This window comes from Pseudomonas nitroreducens (assembly GCF_010994165.1).
Lineage (GTDB): Bacteria > Pseudomonadota > Gammaproteobacteria > Pseudomonadales > Pseudomonadaceae > Pseudomonas > Pseudomonas nitroreducens.
In genome coordinates, this window is sequence record NZ_WMBX01000002.1 from 330,615 (window position 1) to 349,944 (window position 19,330).

At 64.1% G+C, this 19,330-nt stretch carries 15 protein-coding genes; 11 read left to right on the forward strand and 4 right to left on the reverse strand.

Annotated features, from left to right (window positions below; genetic code table 11):
- Positions 1-29: 29 nt before the first annotated feature.
- From GJV37_RS09470 to GJV37_RS09495, 6 genes are all read left to right on the forward strand, one after another.
- Positions 30-1,052 carry an AraC family transcriptional regulator gene (locus tag GJV37_RS09470; protein WP_193452375.1) on the forward strand — a complete coding sequence of 341 codons (1,023 nt, stop codon included), beginning with the start codon at positions 30-32 and terminating at the stop codon, positions 1,050-1,052.
- Between the two features lie 74 nt (positions 1,053-1,126).
- Positions 1,127-3,274 carry a methyl-accepting chemotaxis protein gene (locus GJV37_RS29940; RefSeq protein ID WP_193452376.1) on the forward strand — a complete coding sequence of 716 codons (2,148 nt, stop codon included), beginning with the start codon at positions 1,127-1,129 and terminating at the stop codon, positions 3,272-3,274.
- Between the two features lie 197 nt (positions 3,275-3,471).
- Positions 3,472-5,136 carry an acyl-CoA synthetase gene (locus GJV37_RS09480; protein WP_193452377.1) on the forward strand — a complete coding sequence of 555 codons (1,665 nt, stop codon included), beginning with the start codon at positions 3,472-3,474 and terminating at the stop codon, positions 5,134-5,136.
- Positions 5,137-5,154: 18 nt separating this feature from the next.
- Positions 5,155-5,925 carry a 3-hydroxyacyl-CoA dehydrogenase gene (locus GJV37_RS09485; protein ID WP_054907902.1) on the forward strand — a complete coding sequence of 257 codons (771 nt, stop codon included), beginning with the start codon at positions 5,155-5,157 and terminating at the stop codon, positions 5,923-5,925.
- 8 nt (positions 5,926-5,933) lie between these two features.
- Entirely contained in the window at positions 5,934-7,124 is a 1,191-nt protein-coding gene (locus GJV37_RS09490) for an acetyl-CoA C-acyltransferase (protein WP_170859893.1), read from the forward strand.
- A 10-nt stretch (positions 7,125-7,134) separates the two neighbouring features.
- On the forward strand, positions 7,135-8,262 hold the full coding sequence (locus GJV37_RS09495) for an acyl-CoA dehydrogenase family protein (protein ID WP_065084727.1): 1,128 nt from the start codon (positions 7,135-7,137) through the stop codon (positions 8,260-8,262).
- Positions 8,263-8,401: 139 nt separating this feature from the next.
- On the opposite strand, the gene GJV37_RS09500 is transcribed toward GJV37_RS09495, so the two are convergent.
- Positions 8,402-9,325: a LysR family transcriptional regulator gene (locus GJV37_RS09500; RefSeq protein WP_193452378.1), complete on the reverse strand. Its 924-nt coding sequence runs from the start codon at positions 9,323-9,325 to the stop codon at positions 8,402-8,404.
- Between the two features lie 167 nt (positions 9,326-9,492).
- Here GJV37_RS09500 and GJV37_RS09505 point away from each other — a divergent pair, with 167 nt between their 5' ends.
- Positions 9,493-10,722, forward strand: a complete 1,230-nt coding sequence (locus GJV37_RS09505; protein WP_024765513.1) for an acyl-CoA dehydrogenase — start codon at positions 9,493-9,495, stop codon at positions 10,720-10,722.
- A gap of 205 nt (positions 10,723-10,927) precedes the next feature.
- Here GJV37_RS09505 and GJV37_RS09510 read toward each other — a convergent pair whose 3' ends face one another.
- The 3 genes from GJV37_RS09510 to GJV37_RS09520 form a co-directional block, all read right to left on the reverse strand.
- Complete coding sequence (locus tag GJV37_RS09510; protein WP_037015017.1) at positions 10,928-11,128, reverse strand: hypothetical protein; 201 nt, start codon at positions 11,126-11,128, stop codon at positions 10,928-10,930.
- Entirely contained in the window at positions 11,094-12,137 is a 1,044-nt protein-coding gene (locus GJV37_RS09515) for a TerC family protein (protein ID WP_037015020.1), read from the reverse strand. The genes GJV37_RS09510 and GJV37_RS09515 overlap by 35 nt, the downstream gene beginning before the upstream one ends.
- Before the next feature lie 201 nt (positions 12,138-12,338).
- Entirely contained in the window at positions 12,339-13,721 is a 1,383-nt protein-coding gene (locus GJV37_RS09520) for a substrate-binding domain-containing protein (protein ID WP_084357608.1), read from the reverse strand.
- 197 nt (positions 13,722-13,918) lie between these two features.
- Between GJV37_RS09520 and GJV37_RS09525 the strand changes: the two genes are divergently transcribed.
- The 4 genes from GJV37_RS09525 (at position 13,919) to GJV37_RS09540 (ending at position 19,318) form a co-directional block, all read left to right on the forward strand.
- A complete protein-coding gene (locus GJV37_RS09525; protein WP_024765509.1) occupies positions 13,919-14,161 on the forward strand; it encodes a hypothetical protein in 243 nt (80 codons plus the stop codon).
- A gap of 124 nt (positions 14,162-14,285) precedes the next feature.
- Positions 14,286-16,922 (forward strand): hypothetical protein, encoded by a 2,637-nt coding sequence (locus GJV37_RS09530; protein WP_193452379.1) that lies wholly within the window; start codon positions 14,286-14,288, stop codon positions 16,920-16,922.
- Between the two features lie 231 nt (positions 16,923-17,153).
- Complete coding sequence (locus tag GJV37_RS09535) at positions 17,154-17,777, forward strand: response regulator transcription factor (protein ID WP_024765507.1); 624 nt, start codon at positions 17,154-17,156, stop codon at positions 17,775-17,777.
- A gap of 389 nt (positions 17,778-18,166) precedes the next feature.
- On the forward strand, positions 18,167-19,318 hold the full coding sequence (locus GJV37_RS09540; protein ID WP_141678377.1) for a hypothetical protein: 1,152 nt from the start codon (positions 18,167-18,169) through the stop codon (positions 19,316-19,318).
- The last annotated feature ends 12 nt before the right edge of the window (positions 19,319-19,330 follow it).

The window sequence follows — 19,330 nt, forward strand, 5'->3', positions numbered from 1 at the left end:
CAGGCGTGCGTCCCTGACATCGGCGCGCCATGGGCGTAGAGAAGGGCACCATCTCCATCCGCCTGGTCAGCGAAGCGCTGGCCGAGTTTCGTCGCGCCGGCCGTGACGACGGGCCTCTATTGGCCGCCGCCGGCATCGCCCCGGAGCTGTTCGGCAAGCCTTACGCGCGGGTTTCCAGCCAGGCTTACGCGCGGCTCTGGCTGCGCCTGGCGAAGGAGATGGACGACGAATTCTTCGGCATGAATGCCCGGCGCATGAAGTCCGGCAGCTTCAACTTCATGGCCGCTGCTGCGATCCGCGAACCGACCCTGGAAGCGGCGATGAACGCCGCGCTGCGCTTCATGGGCCTGGTGTTCGACGACTTCTCGCCGCGCCTGGTGCGCCAGGACGGCGTCGCCTCGATCACCCTCGACGAGCCTGCAAGCTCCGCGCCTCGCGCTTTCTGCTACTTCACCCTGTGGTTGATGCTGCATGGCCTGGCCTGCTGGCTGGTGGGGCGGCGCATCCCGATCCTCGCCATCGAGCTGCGTTGTCCACGGCCGGATTTCATCGAGGACTACCGGGTGATGTTCTGTGACAATCTGCGCTTCGCCCGCCGCCAGTCGCGCCTGTTGTTCAACGCCGAAGCGCTGGAGCTACCGGTGCGCCGCGACGAGCGCGAGTTGCGGCGATTCCTGGGTGGCGCGCCGGCCAATATCCTGGTGCGCTACCGCGACCCGCAGAGCCTCGCTGCACGTACCAAGGCCTACCTGCGCAGCCTGAAGTTCGAGCGCTGGCCGGACCTCGACGCATTGGCCAGCCACTTCTACATGGCGCCCTCGACCCTGCGCCGCAAGCTGGCCGCCGAGGGGCAGTCCTACCAGGCACTCAAGGACCAGTTGCGCCGCGACCTCGCCCTTGCATGGCTGGACAGCGGCGACGGCAACTTCGCCGACCTGGCCGAAGAGCTGGGTTTCGCCGACACCAGCGCCTTCTACAAGGCGTTCCGCAAATGGACCGGATCGACGCCGGGGCAATACCGCGCACTGATCCGCCAGGAGCCTGAAATTTAAGGGCGCCGCTCAAGTAGCCGCCTTTCAAGCCGATAGAACGACACAGAACCGCTCTTGCCCAAGGACGCCCCTCCATGCCCCTGTCCCGCCTTTCGATCCAGTGGAAGATTACGCTGCTGACCGGCCTCTGCCTGCTCTGTATCGTCTGCCTGCTGGTCGGCCTCTCGCTGTTCCGGATGAACCATGATGCGCAGCTGATCAAGGCGGCCAACGCTGACATGCTCAAGGACGCGGCCAAGTCGCGGATGCAGGCGCGCAGCGAGCAGCAGGCGGAAATCATCCAGCGCTTCTTCACCGACGTGTACCACTTCGGCAACCAGTTCTCCCGCCAGGTCGCCCAACTGCGCGAACAGTCCACCAAGCACGGCGCGGACCCGGCAGCCGTGCGCAAGGACCTCAACCTGCTGGTGCGCGATGGCCTGAAGAGCAACCCCAACCTGCTCAGCCTCTACGTGGTCTTCGAACCCGATGCGCTGGACGGCCAGGATGCCGACTTCCACGACCAGGCCGACGCCGGCAGCAATGAAAAGGGCCGCTTCGGTGCCTACTGGGCGCAGAAGGCCTCCGGTGAAATGACCGGCCTGGCAGTGACCGAAGACATGATCGCCGACACCTCGGCCATGCTCGACGGCAGCCCGTTCAACACCTGGCAGCTGTGCCCGCTGCAGACCCGCAAGGCCTGCGTGCTCAACCCCTATTTCGACAGCGCCTCGGGCACCAAGGTGCTGATGACCACTGTGACCTTCCCGCTGATGGACCAGGGCAAGGTCATCGCCGTGATCGGTATCGACATCAGCCTCAGCCGCCTGCAACAGTTGGCCGTTGATGGCGACCGCGAGCTCTACGACGGTGCCGGCAGCGTCAGCATCGTCAGCCCGGCGGGCCTGCTCGCCGGCTACAGCAGCGACGAAGCGTTGCTCGGCCAGCCGCTGGAGAAGGCCATTCCCGGCCAGGCCGCCGAACTGCTGTCGCTGCAGGCCAGCGGCCGCCCGCAGGTGCTGGAGAAGGATGGCCAACTGCGCGTGGTCGAGCCGCTGCTGCCGATCCCGGACGCCACCAAGCCATGGGCCGTGGTGCTCGACGTACCGCAGGAGGTGCTACTGGCTCCCGCGCTGCAACTGCAGAAGCAGCTGGATGAGCGCAACTCCAGCGGCGCGCTGTGGCAGACGATCTTCGGCCTGATCGCCGCCATCGTCGGCCTGCTGCTGGTCTGGCTCACCGCCCGCGGCGTGACCCGGCCGATCCTCGGTGTGGCCGCCATGTTGCGCAACATCGCCAGCGGCGAAGGCGACCTGACCAAGCGCCTGGACTACGCCGGCAAGGATGAACTGGGCGAGCTGGCCGGCTGGTTCAACCGCTTCCTCGACAAGCTGCAGCCGATCATCCGCGACGTGAAATCCTCGGTGCACGACGCCCGCGCCACCGCCGACCAGTCCTCGGAGATCGCCAGCCAGACCAGTGCCGGCATGCAGCAGCAGTTCCGCGAAGTCGACCAGGTCGCCACCGCCTCGCAGGAGATGAGCGCCACCGCCCACGACGTCGCCAACAGCGCCGCCATGGCCGCCGATGCCGCCCGTGGCGCCGACGGTGCGACCCGCGACGGCCTCAACGTGATCGACAACACCACCCGCCTGATCGACGAACTGGCCAGCGACATGAGCAGCGCCATGAGCCAGGTGGAAGGCTTGGCGGCGAGCAGCGAGCAGATCGGCTCGGTGCTGGAAGTGATCCGCGGCATCGCCGAGCAGACCAACCTGCTGGCGCTCAACGCCGCCATCGAAGCGGCTCGCGCCGGTGAAGCCGGGCGCGGCTTCGCGGTGGTCGCCGACGAGGTGCGCAACCTCGCCAAGCGCACCCAGGATTCGGTGGAGGAAATCCGCCAGGTCATCGAGGGCCTGCAGAACGGTACCCGCGACGTGGTCGGCGCCATGAGCAACAGCCACCGCCAGGCCCAGGACAGCGTGTCCCAGGTCGAGCAGGCCGTGGCCGCGCTCAAGCGCATCGGCGATGCGGTCAGCGTGATCACCGACATGAACCTGCAGATCGCCAGCGCCGCCGAGGAGCAGAGCGCCGTGGCCGAGGAGATCAATCGCAACGTGGCAGGCATCCGTGACGTCACCGAATCGCTGTCGAGCCAGGCGCAGGAGTCGGCGCAGGTGAGCCAGTCGCTGAACAAGTTGGCGAATCACCAGCAGGGGTTGATGGATCAGTTCAGGGTTTGAGTTCCGGGCCTGCCATCTAAGGAAGGCAGGCCGCTCAGCCAGCGGTGGATAACGCTGGCGCGTTATCCACCCAACAAAAGCACTCGCCGGGCTGTCCAATCCGCTCATCCAGGTTGGCGGCTTTCGACATTGCCCGCGCGCCAGTGCAGCGGGAACATCAGGGGACTCCACACAAGAACAAACCCAGGAGTTCCGCGATGCGTTCCCATACCGCCGCCACGGCCGAGTTCGACTACTTCGCCGCCGCCGACGCCACCCTGGCCGGCAACTTCGATGCCCTCAATGCCTGTGTCGAATGCTGCGACCGCCACGCCATTCCCGGTCGTATCGCACTGTTCTGGGAGGGCAAGGACGGTGACAGCGCCAGCTACACCTTCACCCAGCTGAAAGAACTTTCCGGCCGCTTCGCCAGCTTCCTGTACAGCCTCGGCGTGCGCCCCGGCGACTGCGTCTCCGGCATGCTGCCGCGTACCCCGGAGTTGCTGATCGCCGTACTCGGTACCTGGCGCCTCGGCGCGGTCTACCAGCCGCTGTTCACCGCCTTCGGACCCAAGGCCATCGAGCACCGTGTCAAGCTCGCCGGCAGCAAGGTGGTGGTCACCGACGGCGCCAACCGCGGCAAGCTCGACGAGGTCCCCGACGCCCCCACGCGGGTCACCGTCGGCGGGCCGAAGGGGCAGGGTATTCGTCATGGCGACTACAGCTTCTGGGCCGAACTGGAACGACACTCGCCGGACTTCGAACCTGTCCTGCGCAGCGGCGAAGATCCCTTCCTGCTGATGTTCACCTCCGGCACCACCGGGCTGGCCAAGCCGCTGGCCGTGCCGTTGAAGGCCATCGTCGCCTTCGTCGGCTACATGCGCGATGCGGTCGGGCTTCGCGAGGAGGATTCGTTCTGGAACCTCGCCGATCCGGGCTGGGCCTACGGCCTCTACTATGGCCTCACCGGGCCGCTGGCCATGGGGCACCCGATCACCTTCTACGAAGGCGCGTTCACGGTGGAGAGCACTTGCCGCATCGTGCGCCAGTACGGCATCACCAACCTGGCTGGCTCGCCCACCGCCTACCGTCTGCTGATCGCGGCTGGCGAGGCAGCGTCCAAACCGCTCAAGGGCCGCCTGCGTGCCGTGAGCAGCGCCGGCGAGCCGCTGACGCCGGAAGTGATCCGCTGGTTCGCCAGCGAGCTGGGTGTAACCATCCACGACCACTACGGCCAGACCGAGTTGGGCATGGTGCTGGCCAATCACCACGAGCTGGAACACCCGGTGCACCTGGGCGCTGCCGGCTTCTCCATCCCCGGCCACCGCGTGGTGGTGCTGGACGAGCAGGGCAACGAGCTGCCCGCCGGTCAGCCCGGTGTCCTCGCCATGGACCGCAAGCGCTCGCCGCTGATGTGGTTCGCCGGTTACCAGGACATGGAAACCAAATCCTTCGTTGGCGACTACTACCTCAGCGGCGACACCGTGGAGCTGAACGCCGACGGCAGCATCAGCTTCGTCGGCCGCGCCGATGATCTGATCACCACCTCCGGCTACCGCGTCGGCCCGTTCGACGTGGAGAGCGCGCTGATCGAGCACCCGGCGGTGATCGAGGCGGCGGTGATCGGCAAGCCGGACCCGGAGCGTACCGAACTGGTCAAGGCCTTCGTGGTGCTCTGCTCGTCCTACCGGCCGGGCGCGGAGTTGGCCGAGGAACTACAACAGTACGTGCGCAAGCGACTGTCGGCGCACAGCTACCCGCGGGAAGTGGAGTTCGTCGAGGAACTGCCCAAGACCCCTAGCGGCAAGATCCAGCGCTTCCTCCTGCGCAACCAGGAGATCGCCAAGCAACGCGAAGCGGCCGAGAAAGCGGCGGCTCACTAAGTCCAGCGGAGAAACTTCATGCAGATCCAGAACAAGGTATTCCTCATCACCGGCGGCGGTTCCGGCCTCGGTGCGGCCACCGCGAAGCTGCTGGTGAGCGCTGGCGCCAAGGTGGTGCTGGCCGATATCAACGCCGAAGCCGGTGCGGCCCAGGCTGCCGAACTGGGCGAAGCCAATGCACGCTTCATCCGCACCGACGTGTGCAGCGAGGCGGACGGTAAGGCTGCCGTGCAACTCGCCCTGGACGCCTTTGGTGCGCTGCATGGGCTGGCCAACTGCGCGGGCGTGGCGCCGGCGGAGAAAGTCATTGGCCGCAATGGCGTGCACGGGCTGGAAAGCTTCGCCCGCACCATCAACATCAACCTGATCGGCACCTTCAATATGCTGCGCCTGGCCGCCGAAGCCATGGCGCAGAACCAGCCGGACGCCGGCGGCGAGCGCGGCATCATCATCAACACCGCCTCGGTGGCGGCCTTCGACGGGCAGATCGGCCAGGCCGCGTATTCCGCCTCCAAGAGCGCCGTGGTCGGCATGACCCTGCCGATCGCCCGCGAACTGGCGCGCTCGGGCATCCGCGTGATGACCATCGCCCCCGGCATCTTCGAGACGCCGATGATGGCCGCCATGCCCCAGGAAGTCCGGGACTCCCTCGGCGCCAGCGTGCCGTTCCCGCCGCGCCTCGGTCGTCCCGACGAGTACGCCGCGCTGGCCCGCCACATCATCGAGAACAGCATGCTCAACGGCGAAGTGATCCGCCTCGACGGCGCCATCCGCATGGCCGCGAAGTAAGCAGGAGAATTGCCATGAACGATCCCATCGTCATCGTCAGCGCCACCCGTACCCCCATGGGCGGCTTCCTCGGCGACTTCAAGGATGTCACCGCCGCCACCCTCGGCGCAGCCGCTATCCGTGCGGCCGTCGAGCGCGCCCGCCTGGGTGCCGAAGAAGTGGATGAAGCCGTACTCGGCTGCGTGCTCGCCGCCGGCCAGGGCCAGGCGCCCGCGCGCCAGGCGGTGCTGGGCGCGGGGCTGGCGCGTGGCACGCCGTGCTCCACGGTGAACAAGATGTGTGGCTCGGGCATGAAGGCCGCGATGATGGCCCACGACGCCATCCTCGCCGGTAGCGCCCGCGTCGCCTTGGCTGGTGGCATGGAGAGCATGTCCAACGCACCGTATCTGTTGGAGCGCGCCCGCAGCGGCTACCGCATGGGCCACGGCAAGGTGCTTGACCACATGTTCCTCGACGGCCTCGAGGACGCCTACGACAAGGGCCGCCTGATGGGCACCTTCGCCGAGGACTGCGCCGAGAAATACGGCTTTACCCGTGAGCAGCAGGATGACTACGCCATCACCTCGCTGAGCCGCGCGCAGAAGGCCATGAGCGAAGGCCGCTTCAAGGACGAGATCGTCGCGGTCACTGTGAAGGCTGGCAAGGAACTGCGTGCCATCAGTGAAGACGAGCAGCCGCCGAAGGCGAAGCTGGACAAGATTCCGAGCCTGAAGCCGGCCTTCCGCGAAGGCGGCACCGTGACGGCGGCCAATGCCAGCTCCATCTCCGACGGCGCCGCCGCACTGGTGCTGATGCGCCTGTCCGAAGCCGAGAAGCGCGGTTTGACCCCGCTGGCGGCGATCCGTGGCCATTCGTCCTACGCCGATGCGCCGAACCTGTTCCCGACTGCCCCGGTGGGCGCGGTTGAGCGCCTGATGCAACGCACCGGCTGGGCGATCGGCGACGTCGATCTGTTCGAGGTCAACGAAGCCTTCGCCGTCGTCGCCATGGCCGCCATGCGCGACCTGGATATTCCCCATGACAAGCTCAATGTCCACGGCGGCGCCTGCGCCCTCGGTCATCCCATCGGTGCTTCCGGCGCGCGGGTGATCGTGACCCTGCTGTCGGCGCTCAAGCAGTACGACCTCAAGCGCGGCGTGGCCTCGGTGTGCATCGGTGGCGGCGAAGCCACGGCCATCGCGGTCGAGCGCCTGGCCTAAGGAGCGAGCCATGATTCCCAGCGAAGAAGACCTCCAGATCCGTGACGTTGCCCGCCAGTTCGCCCAGGAGCGGCTGAAACCCTTTGCCGCCGACTGGGACCGCGAGCACCGTTTCCCGGCCGAGGCCATCAAGGAAATGGCCGACCTCGGCTTCCTCGGCATGCTGGTGGCGGAGCAGTGGGGCGGCGCGCAGACCGGCCACCTGGCCTACGCCATGGCGCTGGAAGAGATCGCCGCCGGCGACGGCGCCTGCTCGACCATCATGAGCGTGCACAATTCGGTGGGCTGCATGCCCATCGCCAAGTTCGGCAACGACGAGCAGAAGCGCCAGTTCCTTGTGCCCCTGGCCCGTGGCGAGATGATCGGCGCCTTTGCCCTGACCGAGCCGCAGGCCGGCTCCGACGCCAGCTTCCTGAAAACCCGCGCACGCCGGGACGGCGACCATTACGTGCTGAACGGCAGCAAGCAGTTCATCACCTCCGGCAGCCATGCTGGTGTAGTGATCGTCTTCGCAGTGACCGATGCGGCGGCAGGCAAGAAAGGCATCAGCGCCTTCATCGTGCCGACCGAAACGCCTGGCTATCGCGTGGTACGCGTCGAGGACAAGCTCGGCCAGCACGCTTCCGATACCTGCCAAATCGCCTTCGACGACATGCGTATTCCTGCGAGCTACAGGCTGGGCGAAGAGGGGCAGGGCTACGCCATCGCCCTGGCAAACCTGGAAGGCGGGCGCATCGGTATCGCTTCGCAAGCCGTCGGCATGGCCCGCGCCGCGTTCGAGTACGCCCGCGACTACGCCCACGAGCGCGAAACCTTCGGCAAACCGATCATCCAGCACCAGGCCGTGGCTTTCCGCTTGAGCGATATGGCTACCGAGATCGCCGTGGCCCGGCAGATGGTTCACCACGCGGCCAGCCTGCGCGAAGCCGGCCTGCCGTGCCTGACCGAAGCCTCCATGGCCAAGCTGTTCGCCTCGGAAATGGCCGAGCGGGTGTGCTCCGCGGCGATCCAGACCCTGGGCGGTTACGGCTATCTGCAGGACTACCCGGTGGAGCGCATCTACCGTGACGTGCGCGTGTGCCAGATCTATGAAGGCACCAGCGATGTGCAGCGGCTGGTGATCGCGCGCAGCTTGTAAAGGGTTCGCCGGCAGACCCCGGCCTGTTCGTTGGACAGGCACTTCGGCAGGGCGGGGTCTGCAGGTGGCTTGTCGAACATGACGCCTTCGCTTATGGCGGGGAGCGAAGCGATACCCATCAATGGGATCGCTCCAGGCATCAGGCGCGCTCCGCCGCCTCGCGCGCCGTCACCTGCTGGCACAGCTCGATGATCTGCTCGCGCATCCAGCGGTTGGCCGGGTCCTGGTCGGTGCTCTCGTGCCAGTACAGGTGGGTTTCCAGCTTCGGCACGTCATTCACCGGCAGGTCGACGAAGTGCAGGCCGTGGTGGCGGGCAAAGCGCTCGGGCACGGTGACCACCATGTCGGTCTGCTGTACCACGGTGGACGCCATCAGGTAGTGCTGCGAACGCAGGGCGATCTTGCGCTGCAGGCCCATCTTGCCCAGCGACAGGTCGACGTAGCCCAAGCCGCTGCGGCGGCTGGAAATCTGGATGTGCGCCACCGACAGGTATTCCTCCAGCGTTACCTTGTCCTTGGCCAGCGCATGGCCCTGGCGCATGGCGCAGACGTAGCGGTCTTCCATCAGCTTGACGTGGCGTACCTGCGGGTCGGTGTTCAGCGGCGCGTCGACGGCGAAGTCCAGGCGGCCGGCGGCCAGTTCCTTGGTGGTTTCGCGGCGCTTGGAGAGGAAGCTCTCGATGTGCACGTTCGGCGCCTGGCGGCGCAGGCGCTGGAACAGAGGCGGCAGGACGATGGCCTCGGTGAGGTCGGTCATGCTGATGCGGTAGGTCTTGTTCGCCTGGGTCGGGGTGAAGGTGCGGCTTTCCTGTACCGACACACGCAGCAGCTGCAGCGCGTTGCGTACCGGGCCGATGATGTTCTGCGCCATGGGCGTGGGCACCATGCCCTGCGCGGTGCGCACGAACAGCGGGTCGTTGAAGGTTTCGCGCAGGCGGGCGAGGGCGTTGGAGACGGCGGGCTGGGTAATGCCGACGATCTGTCCGGCGCGGGTCAGGTTGGCTTCGGTGTAGATCGCGTCGAAGACGATGAACAGGTTCAGATCGACCTTGCTGAGGTTCATTACCGGGGCTCCGCTTGTCATTGTTTTGGCCCGATCATACCCGAACCGACGCTCAGGTCCATACGGGTTATGAATGTTCATTGATTCGGATAATAGGCTGGGTAAATGCCCTTGGCTGTTCTAGCATCATCACCACACAAACAACCGCCGCCAGAAGGTTAGCCCCCATGGATTTCGCTTATTCCGCCAAGGTTCAGGACCTGCGTGAGCGCCTCACCGCGTTCATGGAAGCCAACGTCTATCCCGCCGAAAAGGTGTTCGAGGAGCAAGTGGCCCAGGGTGACCGCTGGCAGCCCACGCAAATCATGGAAGACCTCAAGGTCAAGGCGAAAGCCGAAGGTCTGTGGAACCTGTTCCTGCCCGAGTCCGAGCTGGGCGCTGGCCTGACCAACATGGAATACGCACCGCTGGCCGAGATCATGGGCCGCTCGCTGATCGGCTCCGAACCCTTCAACTGCGCAGCTCCCGACACCGGTAACATGGAAGTGCTGGTGCGCTACGGCTCCGAAGAACACAAGCGCACCTGGCTGGAGCCGCTGCTGCGCGGCGAGATCCGCTCCGCATTCGCCATGACCGAGCCGGGCGTGGCTTCTTCCGACGCCACCAACATGCAGGCCAACGCCGTGCGCGATGGTGACGAGTGGGTTATCAATGGCCGCAAGTGGTGGACCTCCGGCGCCTGCGACCCGCGCTGCAAGATCATGATCTTCATGGGCCTGACCAATCCGGATGCACCGCGTCACCAGCAACACTCGATGATCCTCGTTCCCACCGACGCCCCCGGCGTGAAGATTCTCCGTCCGCTGCCTGTATTCGGCTACGACGACGCTCCGCACGGCCACGCCGAAGTGCTGTTCGAGAACGTCCGCGTGCCCTACGAGAACGTCCTGCTCGGCGAAGGCCGCGGCTTCGAGATCGCCCAGGGGCGCCTCGGCCCAGGCCGCATCCACCACTGCATGCGCTCCATCGGCATGGCCGAGCGCGCGCTGGAACTGATGTGCAAGCGCTCCGTCAGCCGTACCGCCTTCGGCAAGCCGCTGGCGCGCCTGGGCGGCAATATCGACCACATCGCCAACTCGCGCATCGAGATCAACCAGGCCCGCCTGCTGACCCTCAATGCCGCGTACATGATGGACAAGGCTGGCAACAAGTTTGCCCAGAGCGAGATTGCCCAGATCAAGGTCGTCGCGCCCAACGTCGCCCTGCAGGTGATCGACCGCGCCATCCAGATGCACGGCGGCGCCGGCGTCTCCAACGACTTCCCCCTGGCCTACTGGTACGCCATGCAGCGTACCCTGCGCCTGGCCGACGGCCCGGACGAGGTGCACCGTGCGGCAATCGGCAAGTACGAGATCGGCAAGTACGTACCGCGTGACGCGCTGCGCAGCAGTCACTGATCGCAACCTGCAATGAAAAAGCCCGCTGATGCGGGCCTTTTTCTTGGGCGGGACAGGGTGCTTTTCGTAGAAGCGGACTCCGTCCGGGATTGGCCTGCATCGTGCCGGACACCATCGCGGAAGGTGGGGCGTCCCGCGCAGGGTGTCGGATATCGGTTGTGCAACGGCACACAGAACAAGGCCAGCTTGCGCTGGCCCTGTTCATTCACTGTTCCGGTGACGGCTCCGGCCCATCCGCCTGGCTCTGCTGCGTCAGCAACCACTCCCGGCGCGTGTGCAACTGGGCGGCGAAGGCCCGCGCAGCGGCCTCGTGGGGAAATCGCAGCGCGCGACGACCGAGACGGACCTGCCAATAGGCCCTGCCGCGAAACTCAACGGCTTCGATCCTCACCTCCAGCGCTTGCATGGATCCTCTCCTGGCTGACGATTTCCAGCGGTTCCTCGCCGGTTCTGCGCGTCTTGAGCAAGGATAGCAGTATGCCACCCGCCAAAAGGCCGAAGGTTACGCCAAGGGACAGTGCGGCGGGAACCTTGCCGATGAATCCGTGCAGGAAAATCTTCGTGCCGATGAACACCAGGACCAGCGCCAGGGCGTACTTGAGGTACACGAATCGATGGATCATCGCCGCCAGCGAGAAGTACAGGGCGCGCAGGCCGAGGATGGCGAAGATGTTCGAGGTGTAGACGATGAAAGGATCCTGGGTGATGGCGAAGATCGCCGGCACGCTGTCCACGGCGAATACCAGGTCGGCCAGCTCGATCAGGATCAGCGCCAGGAACAGCGGGGTGGCGTAGCGCACCAGCTTGCCCGAGGCGTCCGGCATCTTCACGAAGAAGTGGTGTTCGTGAATGGTGTCGGTCATGCGGATGCGCTTGCGCAGGAACTTCAGCACCGGGTTGTTGGCCAGGTCCGGCTCGGCATCATGTTTGCTGAACAGCATCTTCACGCCGCTGAACAGCAGGAAGGCACCGAATACGTACATGATCCACTCGAATTCCTTCACCAGCGCGGCGCCCAGGCCAATCATCAGCGCGCGCATGACGATGGCACCAAGAATGCCCCAGAACAGCACCTGGTGCTGGTAACGGCGAGGGATGCCGAAGAAGCCGAAGATCATCGCCATGACGAACACGTTGTCCATCGATAGCGACTGTTCGACGAGGAAGCCGGTGTAGTACTCCACCGCGCTGGTGGCGCCGAACTCGTACCAGACCCAGCCACCGAAGGCCAGGCCGCAGGCGAAGTAGCCGGCAGAGAGCATCAGGCTCTCGCGCACGCCGATCTCGTGGTGATCGCGTTGCAGGACGCCCAGGTCGAGTACGAGGAGAAGAATCACGATGGCCAGGAAGGCCAGCCAGAACCAGGTGGCGGTTCCGAGGAATGGTTCGGTTAAAAAGGCGTGCAGAGCTGTCATTTGGCCCCTCCCTTAGTGTCGTTGTCGAAAAGTGACTCCGACATGGCGGTTGGCAACCGTCAGAGGGGCCCGGCGTCACTGGCGGGAAAATAGCAGAGCGCCGGGCAGAGACAAGCGAAGGAACGTAACAAGTTCCTACAGTATTTCCAGACCGGGCGATCAGCTTCCTTCAGACAGTCTAGACGCTGATCGCCAGGGGGATCAGTAGACCCAGACTTCGACGCGGCGATTCCTCACCCGTCCGTCATTGTCGCTGTTGGCTGCCACCGGCAGGGCATCGCCCATCCCGCTGATCTCGCGGAACATCACGCCTTCCTTGGCCAGCTCACGGCGCACGGCCATGGCGCGCAGCTTGGAAAGCAGTTCGGCGCGCGCCGGGTCCTGCTTGGGATCGCCGAAACCGACCAGCACGGCCTGCTTGTTCATCTTGCCGGCCTGCTGCAGGTAGGCGAGCAGTCGGTCGATATCGCGCTGTGCCTTGTTGTCCAGGGTTGCGCTGCCTTCGCGGAAACGGAAGTTCACCGACAGGCGCTCGGCGTCTCGCGCCAGGGCCTGATAGTTCTCCGGCATGCTGGCACGCGGTGCCATCTTCACTGCCTGTACACGCTGGCCGACGAAGCCGCTGGCGCTGACCAGGGCCTGGCCCTTGTCACCCTGGGCGAACTGCAGCAGGGCGCGGGCCCAGCGGTTTGGCTCTTCGGGCTTCATGTAGAGGAACAGGCGGCGCGACAGTGGGTAGTCCTCGGTGGCGATCAGCGTTGTCGATGGCGGCATGGCCTGGGAGTCGCCGTCGGCAATGCGCAGCGCCTTGGCATTCTGGACGGACGACAGGCCGACGAAGCCAATGCCCTGCGGGTCCTTGCTCACTTCGGCGGACAACTGGTCGCTGGATTCGAAACGCTGGACGCCACTGGCCAGCGCCTTGCCGTGACTCGCGAGGACAAGCTCCTTGAAGGTATCGAAGGTGCCGGAGTTGTCGTCGCGGGAATACAGGCGAATGGCACCACCTCGCCCGCCAATCTCTTCCCAGGTTTTCACCTCGCCGGAAAAGATCTTCGCCAGCGTATCGGTGGTCAGTTCATCCAGTGGGTTGGCTGCATTGACGATGATTGCCAGGCCATCGATGCCGATCACCTGTTCGGCCTTGGCGCTGCGCAGGTTGCCCGATGCCGAGAGGCCTGCGACTTCGGCGTCCTTGATCGGGCGCGAGGCGGCTGCCAGCTCGGCACTGTTGTCCTTCAGGGCGAGGAAGCCGGTGCTGGAACCGTGGGCGGCCAGGTCGACGATGGCCTCCTTGCCGTCCTGGGTGCGACCGATGATTCGCTGTTCGTTCTCCGCCTTGCCCGGCTTGGCAGTGACGTCGCTGTAGCCCTCGCTCACCAGCAGGCCTTTCACCAGCTCCGGCAGCAGGTGCGCACCGATGGTGTTGGAGCCCTGGATGCGCAGTACCGGCTCGCCGCCCCGGGACGAAGGCAGAGCCGCGAACGCCGACCAGGGGAACGCATAGCAGATGAAGGCGATGGTGAGCCAGGCGATGGTCACGGGCCAGGGTTGGGCGTCGCTGGGGCTCGGCTTGTACTGCATGGGTCAACTTCCATTTGAGGCATCGTTGGCGCGGCAGATTAAGTCGGAATCATTGCACCGATATGACGCATCGCTGGGCTGCTGACTGCCTGCCGCTGCCTTCGGATATGACTGGCGGGTTGTCGGAGATTTCCGATTTCGACTCCGTGCGGGCGGGGTTATACAGATCACCTTGTGCGAGCAGGCCGGAGAGCAAAATGGACGAGATTCTCGACTTTTCGTCGCTTCTGATGAAGCTGGTGCTCATCCTGCTGGTGACGCTGATGGCTGCAACCCTGGTGGTGGCACCCGAATCGATGGTGGAGAACGCCTTCGCGACGCTGTGGCTGGTCGCCCCGCTGTTTGTCCTGACGACACTGCTCGACCTGGCTGGCGCGCTGCGTCGCCACCCGCGGGGCCGCTATGCATCGAAGCCATTGCACGATTTTCGCCACCGTTGATCAACGCAGACCCAGAGGAAGGGTGATGGGAAAATACTTCAGGCTCATCAGGATTACCTGATAACGCCAGTTTTCCGGCCAAGCGAAACTTGCGCGGTTTTAACATCCCCGCCGGACATTAATCATGACTCACCCCCGTAGTGCACCAACGCCGGTCGGCCCCGAGCATCCTGTCAAGCTGATTTCCCTGGCTGTACACAACGCCTCTGCCAATCACTGGGGGCGCCCGTGGCGCCGGCGCACTTTGAGTGTGCTGTATCCGCGGGAGCTGACGTTCAAGGGGATCAGACTGCCGACGCAACAAGTGCACTCATGGTTGCACCTGCTGGCAAGGTCCGGGATGTTGAACCGGCGTAGGGCCGTGCCTGCAGTCAGTCCTCAAAGCGAGACGGCGAATCAGGCTCCGCTGCCGGTAGAGACGCCGCAAGCCAGTTCAGCACTGGCAGACCTGGCCTTCGAGTGGAGTTCGGAGATGATTCCGGATTTCGCACAGTTCGCCCGCTTGTCGCGATTGAAGAGAGAGCAGGAGCAGGCTTCCATAGTTGGTAGCGAGGATATGTCCGACTCCACCGGTGATCAGGAGCGGTTCGATGGCCTGCCCAGTGACGCCGATGCAGTTCTCAGCCAAGTCTCGATGGATGCCGTGTCATCGGATGTTTTGGATGCGGAATTCCTGGATCCCGTGAGTAGCTCGGACACGGCAGATGAAGAGAGCAGCGAGACTACGCAACATGCGGAAGGCACTGCCGTAGAGCCAATTGAACAGCATGGCTCCGGTGGCACCGTGACGGATGAGCTGCAAGCCGTGGAATCGCCAGCTGTTACCGGCCATGAGACCGCCCCAGTTTCGGGGTCGGTGCCGATGTATTCAACGGTGGCTTCGGTGTCAGCCGCTTCCGCGGCGGTGGAGGGCGTCGAGAGGATTGTGGCAGATGCCTCGGAACAGTCCGTTCGCGAAGAGTCGATACTAATCGAGCCGGACAGGCCTTTCCTGCCGGAGCGGGAAGTAGGCGCCGAGCCAATCGGCACACCGCCCGAGTCCGCTGAAGCAGAGCCTGTTCCGTCGACGTCCGTATTGACCCCGCAGCCGGATCGGCAAAACACCGAAATATCCCCCGGCATCTTCTCAGATGAGGTCGTAGTACACGCATCGCTCGCCCAGTCTCTGCCAGACGCCCCGGACATTCTGGAGCCGCTGGAGAGTCCGCACACCGAGGCCTTTGTCCACCACGAGTCCACCGTGGATGAGCGCTCTCTCGAATGGCAGTCGAATGATGTGACGGGTGGTGCCGACCTTGATGAACCTATCGACGACGCCCCCCTCGCGCCTGAGTTGGCTGTTCAGGTTCCGATCGAGTCTTCGGAGCTTTCGGCTGTTGATGCGACCGGTGCCGATGTCCCGGATGAGCCCGAACAGCAGGCATTGGTCGAGCAGGAAATTGTGCAGGTGGAGAAGTTCCCCGAGCCGGATGGTGCCAAGGTGGCGGATCTTCAAGAGGGGGCTGCAGCTGTCGAGCCTTTGTCGACCCCGATGGTGGAGCCAGCGGCGTCACCCGAATCGGCAGTGGCGGCCGGAGTTGGTGCAATGGATCTGCAGTCGCTGGACGAAGCGGTTTCCACAGTGCGAGTCGCAGCGGAGGCGTTAGGGCATTTCGAGCCGGAAGAAGACACGCTGACGGAAGCCGTCCTGCCCCAGGAGAACCGGACCTCGGCAGGTCAATCCGACCACTTGATGGTGCAGCCTGCAATGGACGAGCAATCCAGTCATGGCGTTTCCGGCTGCGGCCCTGCTCAGAGCGACGTAGCCCTGGAGCCGATCATCGCAAGCCTTGAAGACGCGCTGGCGATGCTGGAGGCAGCCAGTACCAATCACGACGGCAAACACAGCCTGCCGTGCGGCTGCAACGACGAAGAGTCCTCAGGGTCGGAGTTCCTCGTTACTACCTCGATCGATGTCGCGGCGGCGACCACTTCCCAGTCGAGCGTGGCTCCTGCAGTTCCCGCAGTCGAGCCCCAGCCACTGGCTGACAACCACCTTGAGGCAGCGGTGCTTCAGGGAGTCTTTATCCAGAAGGAAACTGAAATGACCCATGTGCACGATGAGTTACCTGAGGCCGAGGTGCGGGAAACGGCTGTCCCAGTAACCTCGGTGGAGTTGCAGGAAGTGTCGGCTGTGCTGAACGTGCCTCAGCTCGAGGCGGACCCGGAAGATGTTCTCTCCGACGTCCAGAGTACCCTCAACTCCCTTGCCGGGATGGCCCAGGGACTGACCCAGCAGAAGCAGGCCGCCGGCCGTTTGCAGGAAGAGCTGGAGGAGTGGAGCACCCAGTTGCAGGAGCGCGAGCGCCTGGTGGGTGACAAGGAAGAGCGTCTGCTGCAGCTCGAGAACCACCTCAACGAGGCCAAGGCCAATCTGGATCGCATGGCCGCCGAGAACAATCGCCTGCTGGCAGAACGCAGCGAAGCACTGAAGGAGCTGGCCCAGACAGTCGATATGCGCGACAAGGCGACTCTTAAACGTGCCGAGTCTATCCAGCTGGAGCAGCAGCGCATCGATGAGCACTCGGCCAGCCTGCGCGGCCGAGCGAGCGAATTGGATGAACTTGAAAGCGCACTCAAGCGCAAGACCGAGGAACTGGCGGTGCGGCTCAAGCAGTTGCAGAGCGCCAAGGATAAGTTCAGCACCATCGTCAAGAGTTTCAACGAGACGGTGAAGTTCAACAGCACCTTGTCGGCCATTTCCAAGACAGTGAGCGAGTAACCGAGCAGGCCGGTAGGTTGGAAAACCTGCTGGCCGAGCTGCTGTCACAGCGGGTGCGCTGTCGTATGGGCGTTGCCGAGACCCGGATTGGTCCGTTTACGTTCATTTGATTGCCATGAATACCGTTGCGGCAGCCATTCAACGACATTCTGCGGGAACGACTGCGGCGGCGATTTCTGTCGATGCGCCATGTCGCACCCGGCCCGTGGGGCCTTTGCTGCAAGGAGGAACATGGCCCGCGTAGTTCTCATCGAACCGTTGCGACGTGACTTCGTCGCGCTTCGCCGGTTTCTGCTGGACCACGGTCATCAGTGTGACGTGCATTTCAAGTTTGCACGCCAAGCCTTGAGTGGCCTGGATACCAGCAGCTGTGATCTCCTGGTGGTGACCCTGGAGCTGCCCGACATCCATGGCATGGAACTGGTCACCATGCTTCGACGGGATGGCCGACTCAAGGCCACTACCCCGGTGCTGGTCTGCTCCAGCCTGGGATCGCCACTGAACATTCAACGGGCGATTCGCATCGGCGTGTCGGGGTTTCTGCTGATGGACGACCGTCCGACCCTGATCGGTCGGGCCGTCGACGCCGTTCTCGCGGGCGGAAAGATATTTCCCGAGCACGCGCGTCTGCCGTTGGACCGTGATCCCCGACTGGAGTCCGCGCTAGCACTTCCCACCCATTTGGTGGCCGTTCTCTATGGGTTACGCAGGGGGCGCTCGGTCGGGGCGCTGGCCGATGTCCTGGCATTGTCGGGAGCAAGCATCGGCCAGCACAGGAGGCAACTGATGCGGAAACTGTCCGCCACGACTCTCGATGAGCTGTTCAGCATCAGCGAACAGATTGGGCTGCTCTAATGGCGGGGCGCTCGAGCTATCAGCCGGTTCCTGGAGCCCAGTGGGTTAATTGTCTTGCGAGGCGTCGAATGATTCGGGTGGTCTTACATAGTTTTCCTTCGCCCATGCGGGAAATTACTGACATTCATGACGACATAGGGCTGTGAGAATCCTTCCCGCAACCTGTCCCGGTCTCAAACTATCAAGGTAGAGCGGGGCAGCCCATCGGCTCATCCAGTCGGCCTGATTGCCTCTGCTTTCGAAGCGCAATCACCATCAGATTCCAGGGCTCGTTCGCATTGTCGAGCGTTCTGTCGGGACGGTGGGGCTGACCACCCTTCAGGGTAGGACGTTTCATGACTTCAGATGCGAAGCGGTACGAAGGACATCAAGAAGAGGGCTTGTCAGCCATGACCGCCACTCAGCCGTCCGTTCAGGAAACCGCATTTCTTTCCCCAGATATCGAGGAGGATCTGCCCGGGCTCCTGTCTCCTCTGCCTGCGACCACCGAAGGCATGGTTCGTCCTTCCGTGTCGGTGGGATATATCCCAATCCAAGTGAACGCCGTGACTGGAGTTGGGGAACCGGCCGATCTCCATTCCGTGAAGGCTTTCGAAAACCTGGAGCGGGATCTCGACGATCTCGCCTCGGCCTGCTCGGGGCTGGGCCCTGTGGAGCCCAGTTGCTCCGACTCCATCGAGCCGTTGGCAATGATCAGCGACGCAGCATCTGCCTGTCCGGCGATCAATGAAGCTGAAGCCGTCACGACTCTGCTCGATTCGCTCCAACTGCCGGCATATGCGCATGACGCCGAATGCAATGTGGCTGACGCAGCAATCCTCTCGCCTGCCGGCGAGCCGGCCTTTCACTTTTCCAACGAGGAATCCTCCACCATGAATGCCCAAGCCCAATCCGTCAGCTCCGGAGTCGCAAATGCCCAGGCGCCCGTGGAGTCGGCTGTGACTGTACGTCAGTCGTCCTCCCTTGAAACCGACGGCGTACTGCACGACGTGCAGTCCACGCTCGATTCCCTGGCGGGAATGGCCCATGGCTTGTCGCAGCAGAAGCTGGAGATCGTGAAAATGCGCGAGGCGCTCGAGGAGCGTCGCCTGGCGGCGCTTGAGCGTGAGCGTCAGCTGGCCGAGCGTGAGGAACGCCTGAGCCAGCAGGAACAACGGTTGCAGGAAGAGAAGCACGGCATCGAACGTATTGCCGAGCACAATGCTGCCGTGCTCGCAGAGCGCAGCAGCGCGCTGCAGGCCCTTGCTGAAACAGTCGACAGCCGCGACCGCGCGACGACGAAACGTGCCGAGATCCTGAGCCAGGAGCAGCAAAGCATTGACCGTCAGTTGAATCAGCTACGCGCACGGGTGCAGGAACTGGATGATCGAGAGGTGGGGCTGCAACGTCAGGGCGCGGAGCTGTCCGATCGTTTCAAGCAACTGCTCGATGCCAAGGAGCGCTTTGGCGCCATCGTCAAGGGATTCAACGAAACCGTACGCTTCAACACCACCTACAGTGCTATCAGCAAGACTGTGGGAACCGGCACGGAAGAGGCCTGAGCCCGAAGCCGA

Excerpts from the sequence above, each read along its gene's own strand:
- GJV37_RS09525 (WP_024765509.1), top strand. The coding sequence starts at position 13,919 with ATGGACGAGATTCTCGACTTTTCGTCGCTTCTGATGAAGCTGGTGCTC.
- GJV37_RS09530 (WP_193452379.1), top strand. The coding sequence starts at position 14,286 with ATGACTCACCCCCGTAGTGCACCAACGCCGGTCGGCCCCGAGCATCCT.
- GJV37_RS09540 (WP_141678377.1), top strand. The coding sequence starts at position 18,167 with ATGACCGCCACTCAGCCGTCCGTTCAGGAAACCGCATTTCTTTCCCCA.
- GJV37_RS09470 (WP_193452375.1), top strand. The coding sequence starts at position 30 with ATGGGCGTAGAGAAGGGCACCATCTCCATCCGCCTGGTCAGCGAAGCG.
- GJV37_RS09510 (WP_037015017.1), bottom strand. The coding sequence starts at position 11,128 with ATGCAAGCGCTGGAGGTGAGGATCGAAGCCGTTGAGTTTCGCGGCAGG.
- GJV37_RS09480 (WP_193452377.1), top strand. The coding sequence starts at position 3,472 with ATGCGTTCCCATACCGCCGCCACGGCCGAGTTCGACTACTTCGCCGCC.
- GJV37_RS09535 (WP_024765507.1), top strand. The coding sequence starts at position 17,154 with ATGGCCCGCGTAGTTCTCATCGAACCGTTGCGACGTGACTTCGTCGCG.
- GJV37_RS09485 (WP_054907902.1), top strand. The coding sequence starts at position 5,155 with ATGCAGATCCAGAACAAGGTATTCCTCATCACCGGCGGCGGTTCCGGC.
- GJV37_RS09505 (WP_024765513.1), top strand. The coding sequence starts at position 9,493 with ATGGATTTCGCTTATTCCGCCAAGGTTCAGGACCTGCGTGAGCGCCTC.
- GJV37_RS09515 (WP_037015020.1), bottom strand. The coding sequence starts at position 12,137 with ATGACAGCTCTGCACGCCTTTTTAACCGAACCATTCCTCGGAACCGCC.
- GJV37_RS29940 (WP_193452376.1), top strand. The coding sequence starts at position 1,127 with ATGCCCCTGTCCCGCCTTTCGATCCAGTGGAAGATTACGCTGCTGACC.
- GJV37_RS09495 (WP_065084727.1), top strand. The coding sequence starts at position 7,135 with ATGATTCCCAGCGAAGAAGACCTCCAGATCCGTGACGTTGCCCGCCAG.
- GJV37_RS09520 (WP_084357608.1), bottom strand. The coding sequence starts at position 13,721 with ATGCAGTACAAGCCGAGCCCCAGCGACGCCCAACCCTGGCCCGTGACC.
- GJV37_RS09500 (WP_193452378.1), bottom strand. The coding sequence starts at position 9,325 with ATGAACCTCAGCAAGGTCGATCTGAACCTGTTCATCGTCTTCGACGCG.